General features: G+C 72.9%; 1 protein-coding gene. It reads left to right on the top strand.

What is annotated here, in order from left to right; translation table 11 throughout:
- Window positions 1-51: 51 nt before the first annotated feature.
- The coding region (locus tag ACWDR0_RS34745; RefSeq protein WP_456355829.1) for an acyltransferase domain-containing protein at window positions 52-2,621 on the top strand (2,570 nt) is incomplete at its 3' end.

Raw genomic sequence — 2,621 nt, 5'->3', positions numbered from 1 at the left:
GGTGGGGTGCGGTTGGCGGTGGAGGCGGTGGGGTGGCCTGAGGTGGGTCGGGTGCGTCGGGCGGGTGTGTCGTCGTTCGGGATCAGCGGGACGAATGCGCATGTGATTGTGGAGCAGGCCCCGGAGGAACTGCGGGTGACGGTGAAGCAGCCGGTGGAGCATGCTGCCGGTGTTGGTGGGGTGGTGCCGTGGGTGGTGTCGGGGCGGAGTGCGGAAGCGTTGCGGGCTCAGGCGGGCCGGCTGGCGGAGGCGCTGGAGTCGGGCGGGCGTCTGGCGGACGCGGATCCGGGCGAGGTAGCCCGGGCGCTGGTCACCACCCGTACGGCATTCGAGCACCGCGCCGTGGTGGTCGGATCGGATCTCGCGGCGCTGAAGGACGGGCTCACCGCCCTCGCCACCGACACCAGCTCACCCGCCGTCGTCCGGGGCACGGCCGCCGACCGCGGCGGAGTCGTCTTCGTCTTCCCGGGACAGGGCAGTCAGTGGGCCGGAATGGCTGTCGAACTCCTCGGCGACAACGAGGTGTTCCGTGCCCGTATCGACGCCTGCGAGCAGGCACTCTCCCGCTACGTCGACTGGTCCCTCACCGAGGTCCTGCGCGGCGCCCCCGGCGCCCCCTCCCTGGACCGCGTCGACATCGTCCAGCCGGTGCTCTTCGCCGTCATGGTGTCCCTGGCGGAAGTCTGGAAGTCGGTCGGCGTCCGGCCCTCCGCCGTCGTCGGACACTCCCAGGGCGAGATAGCCGCCGCCTGCGTCGCCGGAGCCCTGAGTCTGGAGGACGCCGCCAAGGTCGTGGCCCTGCGGAGCATCGCCATCGGCGCGCTCGCGGGCAAGGGCGGTATGGCATCCGTACCACTGCCCGCGGACGAGGTGACGGCCAGACTCGCCCCCTGGGCGGAACGGCTCTCGGTCGCCGCGGTCAACGGGCCCGCGGCCACCGTTGTCGCCGGGGACGCCGAAGCGCTGGCCGCCTTCACCGCCGCCTGCACGGCCGACGACATCCGCGCCCGGACCATCGCCGTCGACTACGCCTCCCACTCACCGCATGTCGAGGCCATCCACGACGAGCTGCTCCGAGTCCTCGACGGCCTGGAGCCGCGCTCCGCCGAAATCGCGTTCTACTCGACACTCGAAGGCCGTCCCATCGATACGGCAGCCCTCGACGCCTCCTACTGGTACCGCAATCTGCGCGGCACCGTCCGCCTCGACCAGGCCGTACGGGCCCTCGCGGCGGACGGCTACCGCACCTTCGTCGAGAGCAGCCCGCACCCCGTGCTCACCATGGCCATCGGCGACACTCTGGACGACGCACTCCGGGACGAAGGCCCGCGGGACGCGGCCGACCGTCCCGTCGTCACCGGGTCCCTCCGGCGCGACGAAGGCGGCTGGACCCGTTTTCTCACCAGCATCGCCACCCTCCACACCACCGGTCTGCCCATCGACTGGCAGGCGGTACCCGGCACCGCCGGAACCGTCCCGGACATCGACCTGCCCACGTACGCCTTCCAGCAGCAGCGCTACTGGATCAACCCGCCGCTGGCCGCCGGAGGAATCGGCGACACCGGGCTCGCGCCTGCCGACCACCCCCTGCTGACCGGGTCCGTGGCCCTGGCCGACGACGGGCTGCTGCTCACGGGCACGCTCTCGCTGCGTACGCAGCCATGGCTCGTGGACCATGCCGTGGCCGGTACCGTCCTGCTGCCGGGGACTGCCTTCGTGGAGCTGGCGCTGCGCGCGGCCGAGGCCGTCGGCGGGGCCCGGGTCGACGACCTCGCGCTGGAGGCACCGCTTGTGCTGACGGCCGACGGTGAGGTCCGTCTCCAGGTGGCGGTCGGCGCTCCCGACGAGAACGGCGTCCGGCCGCTCCGGTTCCACGCCCGGCCCACGGCACACGGCGGTGGGGAGACCGACGCCGTGTGGACCCGGCACGCTACCGCCCGGCTCGTCCCCCTGGGCACCGGGGCCGCCGCTTCCGGTACGGATTCCCTGGCCGCGCCCCCTTCCGGCGGTACGGCCTCCGGCGTCTGGCCGCCGGCCGGAGCCGAGCCCGTCGATATCGTCGGCCTCTACCCCCGGCTGGCTGAGCAGGGCTACGAGTACGGTCCGGAGTTCCAGGGCCTGACCGCCTTGTGGCGGCACGACGGCGACCTGTACGCGGAGGTCCGGCTCGGTGAGGAGCAGACCGCAGAGGCCGCCCGGTACGGCATCCACCCGGCCCTGCTCGACGCCGTCCTCCATGCCGTGGTCGGCCGTGCCCGGTCGCTGGACACGGCCGGCGGAGGAGAGGCGGAGACGGCGGACGACGGCCCGCTGCTGCCGTTCGTCTGGTCGGGGCTGCGACTGCTGAGCGTGGGCGCCTCCGTCCTCCGCGCCCGGATCACGACCGTTGCCGCGGACACCGTCGGCATCGCCCTCACCGACCGGGCCGGTGTGCCCGTGGCCGAGATCGGCTCTCTGGCACTCCGCCCGATCGCCACCGACGATCTGCGGGCACTGGCCCGGACGGCCGATGGCCGGGACTCCCTCTTCGGTGTGGAGTGGCGTGGGGTGGGTGTGTCGGTGGGTGGTTTGGGTGTGGGTGGTGGGGTGGAGGGGTTTGTGGTGGTGGAGTGTGTGGTGCC

This window comes from Streptomyces sp. NPDC003691, assembly GCF_053981115.1.
Note: the sequence above shows the minus strand (reverse complement) of the source record. Positions and strands in the feature narration are given on the sequence as shown.